This is a genomic window from Enterobacter cloacae complex sp. P29RS, assembly GCF_014893445.1.
GTDB classification, from domain to species: Bacteria; Pseudomonadota; Gammaproteobacteria; order Enterobacterales; family Enterobacteriaceae; genus Enterobacter; species Enterobacter intestinihominis.
The window spans coordinates 38,541-54,287 of record NZ_JADBPZ010000010.1; the positions used below are offsets into that span (position 1 = coordinate 38,541).

General features: G+C 55.5%; 14 protein-coding genes. 5 read left to right on the forward strand and 9 right to left on the reverse strand.

From position 1 onward, the window contains the following. Nucleotides 1-9: 9 nt before the first annotated feature. From IM282_RS09460 to IM282_RS09485, 6 genes are all read right to left on the reverse strand, one after another. Entirely contained in the window at nt 10-1,815 is a 1,806-nt protein-coding gene (locus IM282_RS09460) for an extracellular solute-binding protein (protein ID WP_192970349.1), read from the reverse strand. Nucleotides 1,816-1,890: 75 nt separating this feature from the next. Continuing rightward, nucleotides 1,891-3,444, reverse strand: a complete 1,554-nt coding sequence (locus IM282_RS09465) for a cyclic di-GMP phosphodiesterase (RefSeq protein ID WP_038416427.1) — start codon at nt 3,442-3,444, stop codon at nt 1,891-1,893. A gap of 127 nt (nt 3,445-3,571) precedes the next feature. Then, complete coding sequence (gene mepS, locus IM282_RS09470) at nt 3,572-4,141, reverse strand: bifunctional murein DD-endopeptidase/murein LD-carboxypeptidase (protein WP_003859364.1); 570 nt, start codon at nt 4,139-4,141, stop codon at nt 3,572-3,574. A gap of 424 nt (nt 4,142-4,565) precedes the next feature. Beyond that, nucleotides 4,566-5,270: a phosphatase PAP2 family protein gene (locus tag IM282_RS09475; protein ID WP_038416426.1), complete on the reverse strand. Its 705-nt coding sequence runs from the start codon at nt 5,268-5,270 to the stop codon at nt 4,566-4,568. 33 nt (nt 5,271-5,303) lie between these two features. Next, nucleotides 5,304-6,290 (reverse strand): GTP-binding protein, encoded by a 987-nt coding sequence (locus IM282_RS09480; protein ID WP_059295359.1) that lies wholly within the window; start codon nt 6,288-6,290, stop codon nt 5,304-5,306. Nucleotides 6,291-6,413: 123 nt separating this feature from the next. Beyond that, complete coding sequence (locus IM282_RS09485) at nt 6,414-7,880, reverse strand: mannitol dehydrogenase family protein (protein ID WP_163347143.1); 1,467 nt, start codon at nt 7,878-7,880, stop codon at nt 6,414-6,416. Nucleotides 7,881-8,085: 205 nt separating this feature from the next. On the opposite strand from IM282_RS09485, the gene uxuA reads away from it, so the two are divergent. Continuing rightward, nucleotides 8,086-9,276, forward strand: coding sequence for a mannonate dehydratase (uxuA, locus tag IM282_RS09490; protein WP_192970350.1), 1,191 nt, complete (start codon nt 8,086-8,088; stop codon nt 9,274-9,276). 116 nt (nt 9,277-9,392) lie between these two features. Here uxuA and yeiP read toward each other — a convergent pair whose 3' ends face one another. Then, nucleotides 9,393-9,965 (reverse strand): elongation factor P-like protein YeiP, encoded by a 573-nt coding sequence (yeiP, locus tag IM282_RS09495; RefSeq protein WP_003859355.1) that lies wholly within the window; start codon nt 9,963-9,965, stop codon nt 9,393-9,395. Nucleotides 9,966-10,129: 164 nt separating this feature from the next. Here yeiP and IM282_RS09500 point away from each other — a divergent pair, with 164 nt between their 5' ends. Next, the gene (locus tag IM282_RS09500; RefSeq protein WP_048966258.1) at nt 10,130-10,384 is read left to right on the forward strand and encodes a YkgJ family cysteine cluster protein; all 255 of its coding nucleotides are present in this window, start codon (nt 10,130-10,132) and stop codon (nt 10,382-10,384) included. On the opposite strand, the gene setB is transcribed toward IM282_RS09500, so the two are convergent. Beyond that, nucleotides 10,381-11,562: a sugar efflux transporter SetB gene (gene setB / locus IM282_RS09505; RefSeq protein WP_038416423.1), complete on the reverse strand. Its 1,182-nt coding sequence runs from the start codon at nt 11,560-11,562 to the stop codon at nt 10,381-10,383. The two genes, IM282_RS09500 and setB, sit on opposite strands and share 4 nt — an antisense overlap. A gap of 103 nt (nt 11,563-11,665) precedes the next feature. Then, nucleotides 11,666-11,845 (reverse strand): hypothetical protein, encoded by a 180-nt coding sequence (locus IM282_RS09510; RefSeq protein ID WP_192970351.1) that lies wholly within the window; start codon nt 11,843-11,845, stop codon nt 11,666-11,668. 75 nt (nt 11,846-11,920) lie between these two features. Between IM282_RS09510 and fruB the strand changes: the two genes are divergently transcribed. From fruB to fruA, 3 genes are read left to right on the forward strand one after another with little or no spacing between them, the layout of a single operon-like run. Continuing rightward, a complete protein-coding gene (gene fruB / locus IM282_RS09515) occupies nt 11,921-13,051 on the forward strand; it encodes a fused PTS fructose transporter subunit IIA/HPr protein (RefSeq protein WP_192970352.1) in 1,131 nt (376 codons plus the stop codon). After that, nucleotides 13,051-13,989, forward strand: a complete 939-nt coding sequence (fruK, locus tag IM282_RS09520; protein WP_006811313.1) for a 1-phosphofructokinase — start codon at nt 13,051-13,053, stop codon at nt 13,987-13,989. Before fruB ends, fruK begins: the two co-directional genes overlap by 1 nt. A gap of 16 nt (nt 13,990-14,005) precedes the next feature. After that, on the forward strand, nt 14,006-15,691 hold the full coding sequence (gene fruA, locus IM282_RS09525; protein WP_022648704.1) for a PTS fructose transporter subunit IIBC: 1,686 nt from the start codon (nt 14,006-14,008) through the stop codon (nt 15,689-15,691). Nucleotides 15,692-15,747: the final 56 nt, after the last annotated feature.

A 15,747-nucleotide genomic window follows, 5' to 3' on the forward strand; every position in this document is an offset into this window, starting at 1 on the left:
CGTCACTCCTCAACGCCGCGCTGCGGGCAGTTTTGCGGCTTTATTCACGTCATACCACCACGTATCAAAACCAAGCGTATAAACCGGGCGAACGGCGGGCAGGGAGAATTTGTCCCAGCGGGCCACGCGATCTTCACCCATGTACCACATCGGCAGCATGTAATAGTTCCAGGTTAACACCCGGTCAAGCGCGCGCCCGAGCGGCAGAAGTTTCTCTTTATCGCCCTGAGCGGCAACGATTTTCGCGATCAGCGCATCAATCACCGGACTCTTTACCCCCGGAGCGTTGTAGGAGGAGTCGATATACCCCGATGCCCAGGAGATTTGCAGGTCTGAACTCGGCCACGGCTGGGCAGCCCACAGGGTTTGCATCATGTCGTAATCGCGACTGCGCTTGCGGTTGGTCAGCTGGGCAATATCGACCTGGCGGATATTCATGGTCACCCCAAGACGGGCAAGGTTCTTCTTAAACGGCAGCACCCACTGATCGTTTGCGCCGGAGGCAATCAGCAGTTCGAAGCTGAGCGGCTTACCAGATTTAACATTTACTCGTAGCCGATTTTTCAACACCCAGCCAGCGTCATCCAGCAGTTTGCTGGCTTTCAGCAGGTTGTCCCGGTCGAACCCGTTTCCGTCGGATTTTGGCGGTTCAAATAGGCGGGTGAACACTTCCGGCGGGAGCTCCGCTTTCAATGGCGCCAGCAAAACCAGCTCGTCCGCGTGGGGATAATCACGGGCGGCATATTCAGTATTCTGGAAATAGCTGTTCGCCCGGCTGTAGGCTCCGTAAAACAGCGCTTTGTTCATCCATTCGAAATCAAACGCCAGGGTAATAGCTTCACGCACCCGACGATCGGAAAAAACCGGGCGCTGAATATTAAACGCCAGCCAGCGCGTGTCCTGCGCGGATTCGTTTTTATGTTCGTCTTTAACGATATAGCCTTTCGCGAAATTTTTTCCGATATACCGGGTCGCCCAGTTTTTGGCGCTGTTCTCGACACGTAAATCAAATGCGCCTGCCTTAAACGCCTCGAAGGCCACGTTATCATCCAGGTAGTAGTCGTAGCGGATTGTATCGAAGTTCCAGCGGCCCCGGTTTACCGGCAGCGTGGCTGCCCAGTAATCTTTCACGCGGGAATAGATCACGTACTGGCCCATTCGCCAGTCGGTAATGCGATACGGTCCTCCGGCCAGCGGCGGGGAAGAGAGGGGATCGCTCAGCTTATGGTTTTTCCAGAATGATTCGGGCATGACGGGCAGGGAGAACAGGCTCAGCATATTCTCTTTGTTTGGCTCAGGGAGTTCGATTCGCACGGTCAGCGGGGCGATGGCTTTCACCGTGGTGCCCTTGTACACCAGACGAAACTGCGGCACGCCTTCGGTCATAAATTTATGAAAGGTGAACGTCACATCGCGGGCGCTAACCGGCGTACCGTCGTGAAAACGCGCCCGCGGATTAATCGCGATTTCTGCCCAGCTAAAATCATCGGCGTAACGCACGTTCTCAGCGACCAGGGGATAATAGCTGCCGGGCTCGTCGTCGGAGGTGACGAACAGCGTGTCATAGAGGGATTCGGTACGCGCTGCCGCCACGCCGCGCAGGGCGAAGCGGTTAAAGTTGTCAAACGTTCCGGTCGCGGAAAGCGTCACGTTCCCGCCTTTCGGGGCGGCGGGGTTCACATAATCGTAGTGAGTAAAGTTGACCGCATACTTCGGCTCGCCAATGACGGCAAAGGCCGTGCTCTCTTTGATGGTCTGCGCCTGGCTCGACAGGCTCACCAGCGCCAACAGCATCAATACAACGCGCATAATCATAGTGCGGCGGATCCCTTTGTTCACAGGCAGGCTCGGTTGAGGAGAATAATAAGGGACAGCGCCGTGATTGTGAAATTATTCCCCGAGCGTGATGTCGGGTTGCCACGTCCTGAACTGCTCCAGCGGCATTGGTCGGCCGATCCAGTAGCCCTGAAGATAGTTCACGCCATGCTCGCGCAGCCACGCCGCCTGCTCGGGCGTTTCAACACCCTCGGCGACGGTTAACATATTCAGGCGTTCTGCCAGCGTCAGCACCGCGTCAAGCACTGGCGAGGTAACGGTTTCAGTCCCGATGGCATTCACGAAGCCACGGTCAATTTTCAGGTAATCCATCGTGAAGCGTTCCAGATAGATCAGCGCGCTGTGGCCGGTGCCAAAATCATCGATGGCGATTTCAAAACCTTCATTGTGCAGCCATTCAAACAGCTGATTTGCCTCGCGGTGGTTGATCATGTCGCGCTCGGTTATTTCCAGCACAATCTGGAAGTGATCGGGCGGAAGGGCAGCGGCAAACGCGCGCATATCCTCCTTAAAGCTTTCCGCATGCAGATGACCGGGCGCGATGTTGATCCCAAACTTGGCACCAGGCGGGAGCACCGTTTGCAGGACAGGGGCATCGCGGATAATCAGGTCAAAAAGATGCAGCGTCAGCGGGACAATCAGCTTCTGCGCTTCAGCGAAGTTAATAAAGGCATCCGGTGGAATTTCGCCCATCACCGGGTGCTTCCAGCGCATCAGGACTTCCAGCCCGGTCATTCTGAGCGACTGCGCATCCACGACGGGCTGATAGACCACGTAGAACTGGTCGTGCTTGATGGCCGTAAGGATCTCTTTCCCGGGATTCAGACGGATAGTGAGAATATAGAAATTCAGCAGACCTGCCGCAATGCCGCAGACCAGGCCGAAGAACACGGCGTAGAGCAGTTCATCGGTCTTCCAGGCTTGCGCATAAACGTTAACGGTCAGAGGAATATTTTTCAGCGTGGCGGTGCGAGCGGGGACGTCAGGCAAATCCCGCGCCTGAACCAGCATTCCGGACTGGGTGGATAACGCGGAGTCGCCAATGACGATCGATATTCCGGAAAATTCATCCTGACGTGACGTATAAAGAAGGTAAGGCGTCAGGTTGATGTTCACGGAGGTAAATACGCCGCCGTCTTTTACCAGCGGATTGCGATACCAGATAGCGATCGCGGGTTTATCCGGCAGCATGGGCGTGCCCGGCAGGAGCGCGATATCAACAGGTTTGCTGATGTGTAGCTGAGGGATAAGCGTTTCCATTGGGGTATTCATCGGACCTGTTGCCGAAGAGCAGAAGGCCTGTTTATCCCGGACCAGCAAAAAGGCGCGCACGTTAATACTGAAGGCCGCGCGTGAGGTGAGCGCCGCACTGACCTCTTCACAGCTGTTCAGCGTGAGCGGCTGGAGCGTATCAATAGAGGTTTTAAGCTCGTCGAAAAAGCTCTCCATGTAGACGCTTAAATCCGTAATGAGGGTATCGTACCTGACTTCTCGCTTGTGATAACTCCAGTAAAACTGTAACGCACTCAGAAGCAGGGCGGTAAACAACCCCGTCAGAATACTGAGAAACAGTATCTTGCGGTTGCTGGAGAAGTAGCGGGTAAACATAGATGTCGTGATTCCTGAAATGACGCTGGATGTCTATCAGTGTAACGGGCAAAAAAAAACACTGCCGGAGCAGTGCTTTTTTAATCGTATCGCCAGCCAAGGGATAACCAACGATACGACAGCAATATTAACTACGGCTCAGAACGCGGCGAGCTTCGTTGTAGCGCTTCTTCCAGTAAGGTTCGTTCATGCTGGAAATCGTCACACCACTGCTGGTGGAAGCATGGACAAACTGATCGTTACCGATATAGATGCCAACGTGTCGACCGGTTGAACCTGCTCTGAACAGGACTAAATCGCCCGTACGCAGTTTAGTGCGCGAAATGGACTTGCCCATTTCCTGCTGTTCATAAGTAGAACGCGGAAGGTCTAACCCAAACTGCTCACGGAAAGTACGCTGTACGAATGCGGAGCAATCGATGCCTTTCTTGGTGCTGCCGCCCAGGCGGTAACGCACGCCTTTCCAGTCAGCATACTGATCCATAATACGCGACTTAACGTCGAGATTACGTACCATATTTTCAAATTCATCCTGAGAGGCTTGCAGTGAAGAGGAATCTTCCATTCCCACAACACGCGTCTCAGGATGCATATTCTTCGCGGTGTTCGTCGTACTACATGCCGAAAGCAGAACCGCCACTGCAATCGCCGGGATCCCCCGCAAGATATATCTCAAAATTGGTTGAGATTTGACCATTTTGTTTGTTTTCCCTTGAAGTCCTTAACGAAAATATCGTTATAAAAATGCCAACCGTGACGAGACTAATTATCTGTTCACAATGAGACAATTCTTTATGGTGAAATCTGTGGCACAACGCACAAAATTATTCACCACGATAATAATTATCTCAATGGGGCAAAACGAGTTCGAGGTTAACCGATTGCAAAGGGCATTGCGAGCAAAAAAGACCGTTTTTTTATAAGAAAATGTGATACACAACGTTACAGCGCGGAATTGCTCAAAATGCCGCCATTCATACCGGTAATCCCTGCAATTGCTTCATTTTTATCACGAATTGTATGACGGAATGATGACAGCGCTGAATGATGCCGGAAAGAAGTGACTCAGGGATCGAAAACGATCCCTGATGAATGGTGTTAATTAGCGTTATTTATTTGTTTCAGACTTGTTTAAATTTGCCGGGAAGATAGCGATCAAAAATACCTATTACGCGATCGCTCAGGGGAGTCATCAGCACCCAGGGTAAACCAATTAACACCGCCGTGAGGGAGCCTACGGCGATATCTGTCAGCCAGTGAGCGCCAATCATCACCCGCGGGAATGCAAATACCACCACAATAACCAGGGCGATGGCGAAGGCTTTTTTACCGAAATAGCGCAGCATGAAGCCAGCAAAAATCAGCAGCATCATACCGTGGTCGCCCGGGAAGCTGTCCTTCGAGGCGTCTTTGGTTGGAATATGAAGCAGCTCGCTGACGCGGTTAATATTCGGGAAAGAGAGCGACGGACTGGCGCGTTTAACCGGCATCAGATGCTGCGCCAGCTGGTTGATAATCACGGCTGCCAGCAGCATGACCAGGCCGATAATCAGAATACGGCGACGACCCGTTTTGTCTTCCTTCAGCCAGAAGGAGAGCATCAGACAGCCCATTGCCAGCAGCGAACAGCCGTCAAACGCGCGGTTGTTGGTGATCGCCACCAGCCACAGGAAGGCTTCACTCTTCGCCAGCGCCTGGTTAAAGAAGTGGAACAGCCCGGAATCCAGCGGGAACCAGAATCCGTGATCCGCCGGGATATACCAGGAGAAAAAGATCGCCAGACCGGCAGCGTTGAGCAATAAAATAGCAGGAAGTCGAGTCGTCATAGTCTTCAGCAATGTGTGAAATCAGGGGCAACGTTAGCCGCCCAAACTTAAACGAAGCTTCAACAGGCTTGACTGGAGGGCATTCCAGTCGGTATTAACCGCACTAATTAACTCTATCCGGCTGTCGGGTGGCGCGACGTTCTGGGTTTCTATAAAGAAATCCTCGCCCTGACGATTAATGCGCACCAGACCATCCGGGGTGCGCATGATCCCTTTTACCCGCTCAACCGGCGCCAGTCTCGCCCATTCCAGTATACCAATGGTGTCGAAAACCGTATCGGCATCGAAGATCCAGCCGCAGGCCTGGTGTCCCTGGCCGCTGTTCAGATTTCGACGCCAGCGCTGATGTTCCGGCAGGCTCAGCGCTGCCAGACCTTGCTTCGCGCCGTGGCTATGTGAATGCTCTGCGCTGGCAGGCAGTTGCGTCTGGTTGAGGCGGGGAAGATCGAGCAGGGCGCCATCAATGTTGCCCTGGGTGGTCTGCACATACTGACGTCCACCGCCAGCCTGCTGCCACCAGGACTCGAACGCGGCCTGACTCTCAGCCGTCGCGCGATCGGATTTATTCGCCACGATAATATCTGCCGAGGCGAGCTGGTCGCGGAAATTGTCGTTATTGATCGCTTTTTCATCCAGCAGCTGGCGGGGGTCGAGCAGGCAAAGCGTCGCACGCAGCTCAAGCCACGGCTCGTAGACCGGGGCGGTCAGTAAATCAAGAATTTGCTTCGGATGACCCAGCCCAGTGGGTTCAATCAGCAGACGGTCAGGCTTGCCCTGACGCAGCAGCGTATTCAGCCCGACCTGCATCGGCAGACCATTCACACAGCACATACACCCGCCCGGGATCTCTTTCACCATCGCGCCGCTGTCGGCGAGCAACGCGCCGTCGATCCCCACTTCGCCAAATTCGTTGACCAGCACGGCCCACTTTTCCGCCGGATCTTTATTGGCCAGCAAATGCAGAATGGACGTAGTTTTACCGCTGCCGAGAAAACCGGTGATCAGGTTGGTTTTGGTCACGTGCGCTCCGATAAATAATTGTGATGTAGTAACAACTATCTATCATCCTGACGAAAAAATCGGGCATTGAGAAGAGGGAGGGCGAACGGAGCGTAAAACCGTTCGCCTTAAACGCAATAATCGCTAAATTTTTAACGTTTCGATAACGGCCTGACGCGCGCCGAGCCGGACGAGGCGCTGGTACGCGCCGGTGATTGCCTCGACAAAGACAGGGTTTTGCGGCAGGTCGTCGCCAAAGATTTCTTTTAGCCTCAGCAGGGCGCTAACGCGTTCTGCGTCACTGCTGGTAGCGACAATGGCCTGAAACTTGTCGCTCAGCGGATCGCGCACGTCAATGGCGTTGCCCTGGTCGTCCGTCCCGCTGACGTAGCGCATCCAGCCTGCGACGCCCAGCGCCAGTAATGGCCAGGCGGTGTTACGCTCAAGATGCATGCGGATCCCATCCAGCATGCGCTGAGGCAGCTTCTGACTGCCGTCCATAGCGATTTGCCAGGTGCGGTGCTGTAGCGCCGGGTTGGCGAAGCGGTCAAGCAGGCTGTCAGCATAGGCTGTCAGATCGACGTTGGTGATGCGCAGCGTAGGGGCCTGCTCATTCAGCATCAGCCTGCGGGCAGCCTCGCGGAAGCTGTCGTCCTGCATACATTCATTTATGTGCGCGTAGCCGGCAAGGTAGCCCAGATACGCCAGGAAGGAGTGGCTGCCGTTCAGCATCCGCAGCTTCATCTGCTCCCAGGGCAGGACATCCTCAACCATCTGTACGCCTGCAACCTCCCATTCCGGACGCCCGGCGACAAAGTTATCTTCCACTACCCACTGAATGAACGGTTCACAGCTGATGGCGCAGGGATCTTCAACGCCAAGTTCCTGGGTGATTTCCGCGAGTGAGGCGTCAGTGGCGGCGGGCACGATTCGGTCGACCATGGTGCCAGGGAAGCTCACGTGCGCCTCGATCCATCCGGCCAGCTCTGCGGATCGCTTTCCGGCCATGCCGAGAACGGCATTTTTCACCACGTGGCCGTTGTCGGGAATATTGTCGCAGGAGAGCACGGTAAACGCTGGCAGGCTGCGCTCGCGGCGGCGATGAAGCGCTTCGACCAGAATACCCGGCGCGGAATGCGGCTCAGACGGATGCTCAAGATCGTGCAGAATGCGGCTGTTGTGCATATCCAGTTTCCCCGTCGCCGGATCGATGCAGTAGCCTTTTTCGGTAATGGTGAGGGAGACAATGGCCACCTGCGGTTCGCAGAACTTCTCAATAATGGCTGCCAGCGAGTCGAGTTTTGCGTTCAGGCACTCTTTTACCGCACCGATAATAATGGGCTGATTGCCTTCGGCACCTTTCTCCAGCACGGTAAACAGATGATCCTGCGCGCGGAGCTGGCGCATGAGAACATCGCCGCTAAAGAGGCTAATCTCACAAATACCCCAGTCGCCTCCTTTGGCGTTCAGCACCCGGTTTGTTAACAACGCCTGATGCGCCCGGTGGAACGCGCCAAAGCCGAAATGGACGATGCGGGAGCGTAACTGCTCGCGATCGTAGCGGGGCTGCTGGACATGAGCAGGAAGCGCGGTGGAGGCAATAGTCTTCATGTAGTACACACCTGATTAACCATTAATTAACAATGCCAGTGTAAAGTTATATGACAACAAATTAAATTGGTAAGCCGTAAATATCCCGGTTATGTGAGTTTGATCAATCAATGTCGCGCGCTGTGTTGACCACTTCGATTAAACATGTATGGTAGTCGTCATTGAGGTAATCCATATTGGTATAACAACTTGAGAGGGTGGGGCAATGGAACAAACCTGGCGTTGGTACGGGCCGAACGATCCGGTTTCTCTTGATGATGTGCGTCAGGCTGGCGCAACGGGTGTGGTCACGGCGCTGCATCATATTCCGAACGGTCAGGTGTGGCCGGTGGAGGAAATCCTAAAGCGTCAGGCACAGCTGGCAGAGAAGGGTCTAACCTGGTCTGTCGTGGAAAGTATTCCGGTTCACGAAGATATCAAAACCCACTCCGGTGAGTGTGAAACCTGGATTGCGAATTATCAGCAGAGCATTCGTAACCTGGCGGCCTGCGGTATTGATACCGTCTGCTATAACTTTATGCCAATTCTGGACTGGACGCGTACCGACCTGGAATATGAAATGGCCGATGGTTCGAAGGCGCTGCGTTTCGATCAAATCGCTTTTGCGGCTTTCGAGCTGCACATTCTGAAGCGTCCGGGGGCGGAAGCAGACTACACCGCCGAAGAGCAGCAGCAGGCGCTGGCGTGGTTCAATGCCGCCAGTGAAGCGGACATTGAGAAGCTGGTTCGCAATATAATCGCGGGCCTGCCGGGGGCGGAAGAGGGCTATACCCTCGATCAGTTCCGCGCGCGCCTGGCGGAATATGGCGATATCGATAAAAACCAGCTGCGTGAAAACATGGCGCACTTCCTGCGCGCTATTGTGCCGGTGGCAGAAGAAGTCGGCGTGCGGCTGGCGGTCCATCCGGACGATCCTCCGCGCCCAATCCTCGGCCTGCCGCGTATCGTGTCGACCATTGAGGATATGCAGTGGCTAAAAGAGACGGTGGACAGCATCTACAACGGCTTTACCATGTGTACGGGCTCTTACGGCGTGCGTGCGGATAACGATCTGGTGCGGATGATCGAAACCTTTGGGGATCGCATTCATTTCACTCACCTGCGTGCAACCTGCCGTGAAGAGAATCCAAAAACCTTCCATGAAGCAGCCCACCTTGGCGGCGACGTGAACATGGTTGCGGTGGTGGATGCCATTCTCTCTGAAGAAGTACGTCGTAAGCAGGCGGGGGATGTACGTCCTATCCCGTTCCGTCCGGATCACGGGCATCAGATGCTGGACGATCTGCGCAAGAAAACGAATCCAGGGTATTCGGCGATTGGCCGTCTGAAAGGGATGGCGGAAGTGCGCGGTATCGAGCTGGCGCTGAAAATGACGAAGTATCCAGAGCTTCTGTAAGCCTGATTGCCCGGTGGCGCTACGCTTACCGGGCCTACGAAAAACCGGCTCTGAGGCCGGTTTTTGTGTTTTTGTAGGCCGGGTAAGGCGCAGCCGCCACCCGGCAAACGCCACAATCAGTCAGCGCGACCCATATAGCGTTTTTCTTCGATATGGATACGGATTTTCTCGCCCGCTGACAGGTATTCTGGCACCTGTACGACCAGACCGGTAGTCAGGGTAGCCGGTTTGTTACGCGCGCTTGCAGACGCGCCTTTGATGCCCGGTGCCGTTTCAACGATTTCCAGATCAACGGTCTGCGGCAGCTCCAGCGCCAGCAGCACGCCATCCCAGGTCAGCACCTGCATGTCCGGCATTCCACCTTCAGGAATAAACAGCAGCTCTTCTTCGATCTGATCTTTGGTGAAGATATACGGGGTGTAATCTTCTTTATCCATGAACACGTATTCGTTGCCGTCGATGTAGGAGAAATCAACGTAGCGACGGGTCAGGGTCACGGTATCCACGATATCGTCGCCTTTAAAACGTTCTTCCACTTTCAGGCCGGTACGGACATCGGAGAAACGCATTTTATACAGCGTTGCTGCGCCACGGGCGCTGGGTGCCTGAATGTCGATATCTTTTACAATCAGCAGTTTGCCATTGTAATTCAGTACCATACCTTTCTTAATTTCGTTCGCTCTTGGCATTGCAGTAATCCTGTTTACGGGAGGTAAAAAATATCGCGCCAAATTACTCGCGCGCGGCCATTCAGGCAAGCGGAATTCGTGGGTTTTGCTATCAATACATAAAAGGTGTTACTGTGCGCGCAATGCCCGACTGCGCGGGCATCTGCCACCAATAGAGAGCATGTATGGATTGTCGTTCCGACTGTGGCGCGTGCTGTACCGCACCGTCCATCTCAAGCCCCATTCCAGGCATGCCACAAGGCAAGCCTGCCAATACCCGCTGCGTTCAGCTCTCTGAATCTAACCTGTGCATGATCTTTGGCTCGCCTTTACGCCCGAAGGTGTGCTCCGGGCTCCAGCCTGACGCCGAAATGTGCGGCAGTACGCGCCAGCAGGCCATCACTTACCTGCTTGAGCTGGAAGCGCTCACCGCGCCTTAAACGTCTTTGATCCGCGTCAGGCAGCTCAGCGTCAGGACGCACATCACCAGCGCAATCCAGAACACCGTATGATAGTTCCAGATTTCAGCCACAACGCCCGCCAGTGAGCCTGCAATAATCCAGCCCACGCGGGTGGTATTAGTATAAAGGGTGGTGGCAGCGCCTGCCTGACCCGGCATCAGATCCTGGAAGTAGAGCATGCCGATACCGGCCAGAATGCCGATATAAATGGCGTTCAGCAGCTGTAAAGCAAGAAGCAGCGCTGGCGTATGAACCGTCAGCATACCGATATAAAACAGCAGCCCGGCAACGGCGGCGATGCGCATCAAAAAGCGCTTGCCGAAGCGCTTCGCGTAATAGCCCGCAATCAGCATGGTGGGGATCTCAAGCCCCGCGGCGGTTCCCATCATGATCCCGGCCAGCTTCTCCGGCAGATGCAGCTCATCAATAATAAACAACGGCATATTAATGATATAGAGGCTGTTCGTTCCCCACATCAGCGTACAGATAATGAATAACAGTAGTGCGTCGCGCCGGTTACGCCGCGGTGCTTCCAGCGTACCGGTCGCCACTTTCGGCTCTTTACGCATGGAAGGCAGGAAGAACCATACCATTGCGCCACACACCACGAAGGCTACCGCCGCGCTGAGGTACATTACCGTAAAGCCAAAACCCATTGCCAGCGCGTAGGCGAGCGGGGGGCCAATCACCCACGCAAGCGACACCTGCGCGCGCAGTATCGAGCTGAACATCACCGCTTCCCGCCCGGTGCGGTCGGCATGCTCGCGGGCAAGGGCGAACATCTGCGGGTTGGCGGTCGAGCCGAAGCTGCTCAGGAACACCCCAACAAACAGCAGAATGAAATAGTTGCGGTTCCAGGCAAACAACACGCAGGCGAAAACGCCCAGCAGACAGCAAAAAACAATCAGGCTTTTGCGATCGCCTTTTCTGTCGGAACGCCCGGCCAGAAACTGGCTGACCAGGATGCCAATGATGGCGCTCCCGGTGAAGAAGAAGCCAACCATCGCCGGGCGGGCGTGGACTTCGTTGGTCAAAAACAGGCTCAGCGTAGGCGTTTGTAACGCACCGGCAATACCGGTGAGGAAAGCAACAATCAAAAACGCCGTTGACGTCAAATCAAAGGGCTTTGGTGAGGCGGCAGCGGGGGTGTTATGCATGTTCAGTCTTTGCGAGTAACAGAGAGAGGCGGAGTTTACGCCGCCTGTCATTAAATAAACAGAGGGCAAAATCAAGATTGCCACAATAAATCAAAATAGCATTTCAGTTTAACGCTGTTTCGCTGAAGCGTGCTGAACCTGTTTGCTGAACATCAGCAAAAACCTCCCTATTGAAGAAGAAATGTGCTGCACTTCTAAATTCTGCAACAAGAAATGTAACTTTTCTTGCAACCTTTTGTAGAAAAGACAAGACTTTTTGAAACGTTTCAGCGCTATCTTGCATGTCCTGTAGAAGCAGGTTAGCGCATATTTTCTCAGTTAAGCTGAAACGATTCAATTTCAGCAGGAGAGGAGAATCATGTTCCAGTTATCTGTTCAGGATATCCACCCGGGCGAACAGGCCGGGAATAAAGAAGAGGCTATTCGCCAGGTCGCCGCTGCGCTCGTGCAGGCTGGCAACGTGGCGGACGGCTACGTCAACGGCATGCTGGCGCGTGAACAGCAGACCTCCACCTTCCTCGGTAACGGTATTGCAATTCCGCACGGCACCACGGACACCCGCGATCAGGTGCTGAAAACCGGCGTGCAGGTTTACCAGTTCCCGCAGGGCGTGCTCTGGGGCGAGGGGCAGGTGGCTTACGTGGCGATCGGTATCGCGGCCAGCGGTGACGAACATCTGGGCCTGCTGCGTCAGCTGACGCACGTGCTGAGCGAAGATGCCGTCGCGGAACAGCTTAAATCCGCCACCACTGCTGAAGAGCTGCGTGCCCTGCTGATGGGCGAAAAACAGAGCGAAGCGCTGAAGCTGGATAATGAAACCCTGATGCTGGACGTCGTTGCGTCCGATCTGGTGACGCTCCAGGCGCTGAACGCGGCTCGCCTGAAAGAGGTGGGGGCGGCTGATACCGCCTTTGTGACCCGCACCATCAATGATAAGCCTTTAAACCTGGGTCAGGGCATCTGGCTGAACGACAGTGCTGAAGGCAACCTGCGCAGTGCTATCGCGGTCAGCCGTGCTGCGGTTGCCTTTGAGACAGACGGCGAACGCGCCGCGATGCTGGTAACCGTTGCCATGGCTGACGATCAGCCGGTATCCGTCCTGAAGCGCCTTGGCGATCTGCTGCTGAACAATAAAGCTGAAAAATTGCTGAACGCAGACGCGGCGACGGTGCTGGCCCTGCTGACCAGCGACGATGCGCTGACGGACAACCTGCTGAGCGCGGAGTACGTGGTGCGTAACGAACACGGCCTGCATGCCCGTCCGGGCACCATGCTGGTGAATACCATTAAACAATTTGAAAGTGAGATCACCGTGACCAATCTGGACGGTTCGGGTAAACCAGCCAACGGGCGCAGCCTGATGAAAGTTGTCGCGCTGGGTGTGAAGAAAGGCCATCGTCTGCGTTTTACCGCGCAGGGTGCTGATGCTGAACAGGCGCTAAAAGCGATTGGCGACGCCATCGCGGCCGGTCTGGGGGAGGGCGCATAATGAGCAGACGTGTTGCGACCATTACGCTGAACCCGGCTTACGATCTGGTGGGCTTCTGCCCGGAAATTGAGCGTGGCGAAGTTAACCTGGTGCGAACCACCGGCCTGCATGCCGCAGGGAAAGGGATTAACGTGGCGAAGGTGCTGAAAGATCTCGGCATCGACGTCACCGTTGGCGGCTTCCTTGGCAAAGACAACCAGGACGGTTTTCAGCAGTTGTTCAGTGAACTGGGCATCGCCAACCGTTTTCAGGTTGTGCAGGGCCGTACCCGTATTAACGTTAAGCTGACCGAGAAAGACGGTGAAGTGACCGATCTGAACTTCTCCGGCTTCGAAGTGACCCCGGCTGACTGGGAGCGCTTCGTTGCCGATTCCCTGAGCTGGCTGGGCCAGTTTGACATGGTGTGCGTCAGCGGCAGCTTGCCGTCCGGCGTCAGCCCGGAAGCGTTCACCGACTGGATGACGCGCCTGCGCAGCCAGTGCCCGTGCATTATTTTTGACAGCAGCCGCGACGCGCTGGTCGCCGGTCTGAAAGCCTCGCCATGGCTGGTTAAGCCTAACCGCCGTGAACTGGAAATCTGGGCGGGCCGTAAGCTGCCAGAATTAAAGGATGTGATTGACGCTGCCCATGCGCTGCGCGAGCAGGGTATCGCTCATGTGGTGATTTCGCTGGGTGCAGAAGGTGCCCTGTGGGTTAACGCCTCCGGGGAATGGATTGCCAAACCGCCTTCTATGGAAGTGGTCAGCACCGTGGGTGCCGGGGATTCGATGGTTGGCGGCCTGATCTACGGTCTGCTGATGCGCGAATCCAGTGAACATACCCTACGCCTTGCTACCGCCGTTGCGGCCCTGGCCGTGAGCCAGAGCAATGTCGGTATTACCGATCGTACCCAGTTAGCCGCGATGATGGCGCGCGTTGACTTAAAACCTTTTAACTAACAGCAGGAGAGGAATAATGAAAACGCTGCTGATCATTGACTCCGGTCTCGGACAGGCTCGTGCCTATATGGCGAAGACCCTGCTGGGCGCGGCGGCACAAAAAGCGCATCTGGATATCATTGATAACCCGGGTGATGCTGAAATGGCGATTGTTCTGGGCGACAAAATCCCCGCGGACAGCGCCCTGAACGGCAAAAAAGTGTGGCTGGGCGATATTAACCGCGCGGTGGCACACCCTGAACTGTTTCTGAGCGAAGCAAAAGGTCATGCGACGGTTTACAGCGCACCCGTTGAGGCCGCGCCGGTCGCAACCGCTGGGCCTAAACGCATTGTTGCGGTAACGGCTTGCCCGACAGGTGTGGCTCACACCTTTATGGCGGCTGAAGCCATTGAAACCGAAGCGAAAAAACGCGGCTGGTGGGTGAAGGTTGAAACTCGCGGCTCTGTTGGCGCGGGTAATGCCATCACACCGGAAGAGGTGGCCGAAGCCGATCTGGTGATCGTGGCGGCCGATATCGAAGTGGATCTGGCGAAGTTTGCCGGTAAGCCGATGTACCGCACCTCAACCGGCCTGGCGCTGAAGAAAACTGCGCAGGAGTTTGATAAAGCGCTGGCGGAAGCCAAACCTTATCAGGCGACCGGTGCGGCTAAAACGCCTGGCGAAGGTAAGAAAGAGTCTGCGGGTGCCTATCGTCACCTGTTAACCGGGGTTTCCTACATGCTGCCGATGGTGGTGGCGGGCGGCCTGTGTATTGCGCTCTCCTTTGCCTTTGGTATCGAAGCCTTTAAAGAGCAGGGCACGCTGGCGGCAGCCTTGATGCAGATTGGTGGCGGCTCCGCGTTTGCGCTGATGGTGCCGGTGCTGGCGGGCTTTATCGCCTTCTCCATCGCTGACCGTCCGGGTCTGACGCCGGGTCTTATCGGCGGTATGCTGGCCGTGAGCACTGGTTCTGGCTTTATCGGCGGTATTATTGCCGGTTTCCTTGCCGGTTACGTGGCGAAGCTCATCAGCTCTAAGCTGAAGCTGCCGCAGAGTATGGAGGCGCTGAAACCTATCCTGATCATCCCGCTGATTTCCAGCCTGGTGGTCGGTCTGGCGATGATTTACCTGATTGGTAAGCCGGTCGCGGGCATTCTGGAAGGTCTGACCCACTGGCTGCAAACCATGGGGACGGCGAACGCGGTGCTGTTGGGCGCAATCCTCGGCGGTATGATGTGTACCGACATGGGCGGTCCGGTAAACAAAGCGGCATACGCGTTCGGCGTTGGCCTGCTGAGTACCCAGACCTACGCGCCTATGGCGGCGATCATGGCGGCAGGTATGGTGCCTCCGCTGGCGCTTGGCCTGGCGACAATCATTGCCCGTCGTAAGTTCGATAAAGCGCAGCAGGAAGGCGGCAAAGCGGCGCTGGTGCTGGGTCTGTGCTTCATTACCGAAGGCGCAATCCCGTTTGCGGCGCGCGATCCAATGCGTGTTCTGCCATGCTGTATCGTCGGCGGTGCGGTAACGGGAGCTATCTCCATGGCGGTAGGTGCGAAACTGATGGCACCGCACGGCGGTCTGTTCGTCCTGCTGATCCCTGGCGCCATCACGCCGGTGCTGGGCTACCTGCTGGCGATTGTTGCCGGTACGCTGGTGGCAGGTCTGTCTTACGCGGTGCTGAAGCGTCCGGAAGCGGAAGTGGTCGCAAAAGCAGCCTAAAAGAGGTGTCGGGTGGCGGCTTCGCCTTACCCGACCTACAAAAAAGCCGGGTCGCG